The sequence below is a fragment of the Acinetobacter stercoris genome (assembly GCF_900323515.1).
Taxonomy (GTDB): Bacteria; Pseudomonadota; Gammaproteobacteria; order Pseudomonadales; family Moraxellaceae; genus Acinetobacter; species Acinetobacter stercoris.
The window spans coordinates 1-2,365 of the sequence record NZ_OOGT01000330.1 but is presented as its reverse complement, the minus strand read 5'-3'; the positions used below and the strand labels follow the sequence as shown (position 1 = coordinate 2,365).

The window sequence follows — 2,365 nt, the reverse complement described above, 5'->3', positions numbered from 1 at the left end:
AAGATGCATTTACTAACAACAAAGTTATATCACTACAACCTTGTGTAAATAAATATAACCTATTTTATTTTTTTTGTATTATCAGATTGCGAAATTATAATTACCTTTTTTACAAGTTAAATGAACAATTAAATAAAATTCAATGTTTTTTATTTTTTAATCAATATATATCAAATATTAATTTATAATCAAATAAACATAAGAGAATCAATATAAATTATATCGCTTGATCTGAATTTGATATTAACATTTGAAAAGCTTAATCCATAAACTCTATTTTCGTCATTTTGATAGGCAGGTTTCGGGTCAAGNGCAATAAGCTCCTCCAATTCATTTAATATTTGTCTAGATATTTTATTTGTCTTTAGTAACTCATCTCTTTGCAATACAGCTTGCTCTGTCCATATAATTTTCTTTTTAGCTGGTGTAAGTTCTGCATAACTACTAATAGCATCAGGAATGCTATCTGAATATCTGATATATGGCTTGATGTCTAAAATAGGTGTTCCATCTAATAAGTCACTACCATTTACATAAACTCTTACCTTTTTCTCAACTTGTTTTATGGCCTTGATTTTAACAACTGATAATCCGATAGGTGATGGTCTATACATACTTCGTGAAGCAAACACACCAATTTTTTTATTGCCCCCTAATCGCGGAGGCCTGACTTGTGCTCTAAAATGATTCTGTTGCTTACTTTTATTTTCATGAAACTGCCATAAGAGCCATAAATGGCTAAATTCTTCTATTCCATCAAATGCTTGTAAATCATCATAGGGCTCAACCATTTCTATATAGGATTCAATATCTACCAAATTTGGTTGCCTAGGAATACCAAACTTTTCAACATATGGGGATCGCATATAACCTATGACAGGAAAATTCAACTCAGTCATAATCACTTTTTCTGATAAGTTCAATTAAATATATTCAGTTTATAGCGTATGATTTTAGATTAGAATAGCAACCTGTTTAATTTAGATAATTTATTGAGACCTTTAATGGCTGCTTTTAACGTCGAAAAGATTACTCACGTACATCACTGGAATGACACTTTATTTAGTTTTAAAACGACTCGCGATACAGCCTTACGTTTTAAAAATGGTCAATTTGTGATGATTGGTCTTGAAGTCAATGGTAAGCCTTTGATGCGCGCTTATTCTATCGCTAGTGCCAACTACGAAGAAGAACTTGAATTTTTCTCAATCAAAGTTCCAGATGGTCCACTTACTTCTATTTTGCAAAAAGTTAAAGTTGGCGATGAAATTCTGGTTTCCAAAAAACCTACAGGGACTTTGGTTTTAGATGATTTAAATCCTGGTAAAAATTTATATTTACTTTCATCAGGTACTGGACTTGCTCCTTTCCTTTCTGTAATTCGTGACCCTGAAACTTATGAACGTTTTGAAAAAGTCATTGTTGTTCATGGTACACGTTTCATTTCAGAATTGGCTTATCAAGAGTTGATTTTAAATGAACTCCCAAATAATGAATTCTTTGAAGAACTAGGTATCAAAGATAAGCTTGTATACTACCCTACAGTAACTCGTGAAGAATTCCACACTCAAGGTCGTGTGACAACTGCGATTGAGTCTGGACAGTTATTTGAAAAAATCGGACTTCCACGTTTCAACCCGGAAACTGACCGTGCCATGCTTTGTGGTAGTCCTGCATTCTTAGATGATGTTGCAGCCTTACTTGATCAACATGGCCTGAAAGAATCGCCTCGTATGGGTGTACTGGGTGACTATGTAATTGAACGCGCATTCGTAGAAAAATAATTTTTCTTCATACGGAATTTAAAAAAGCGCATTTGATCATGCGCTTTTTTATTATCTGGTACATATTCTTGATATATGTTCTATTTCTTCATCGAATAAAATCAAATTTGCCAACATTTCATTCTTAGTTAATTTCTTGATTTTCATTTCTACAGCATCTGGATCACTTAAAGCTGCTTTTAAATTCAGTTTACTTTCAACTGATGAATTATCAGCTTCAAAATGCATAAGCTGATAATGATCTATAGTCAACTTGTCCTTATCGGTGTTCCACTGTGCCTTAGTTTTAGCTATGAAATTTGCTTTTTCATCTTTATTTTCAAACTCAAGTTTAGAGTTTTCCATATATTGACCATCCGCTTTAAACTCGACTGTCATTTGGGTTTTAGCATCATAGCCCATATACTCCATCGCTTCAGTACACTGCCATTGACCAATAAGTAATGCTTTGTCAATTTTCAATGAGTTATTTTCTGGTTTATTGACTGCAAAAGCATAATGACTAAATAAAGTTAAACAACCAATCAGCACGCTACTGCTAATAATGTGATTATTGAACACAATTCATCCTAATATTTAAT

General features: G+C 32.5%; 3 protein-coding genes. 1 reads left to right on the top strand and 2 read right to left on the bottom strand.

Going from position 1 to position 2,365, the window contains the following annotated elements; genetic code table 11:
- Nucleotides 1–188 precede the first annotated feature (188 nt).
- The gene (gene tsaA, locus KPC_RS19160) at nt 189–899 is read right to left on the bottom strand and encodes a tRNA (N6-threonylcarbamoyladenosine(37)-N6)-methyltransferase TrmO (RefSeq protein ID WP_121975906.1); all 711 of its coding nucleotides are present in this window, start codon (nt 897–899) and stop codon (nt 189–191) included.
- Between the two features lie 105 nt (nt 900–1,004).
- Between tsaA and KPC_RS19155 the strand changes: the two genes are divergently transcribed.
- Nucleotides 1,005–1,784 (top strand): ferredoxin--NADP reductase, encoded by a 780-nt coding sequence (locus KPC_RS19155; protein WP_121975905.1) that lies wholly within the window; start codon nt 1,005–1,007, stop codon nt 1,782–1,784.
- 51 nt (nt 1,785–1,835) lie between these two features.
- On the opposite strand, the gene KPC_RS19150 is transcribed toward KPC_RS19155, so the two are convergent.
- On the bottom strand, nt 1,836–2,345 hold the full coding sequence (locus tag KPC_RS19150; RefSeq protein ID WP_146196675.1) for a hypothetical protein: 510 nt from the start codon (nt 2,343–2,345) through the stop codon (nt 1,836–1,838).
- Between the last annotated feature and the right edge of the window lie 20 nt (nt 2,346–2,365).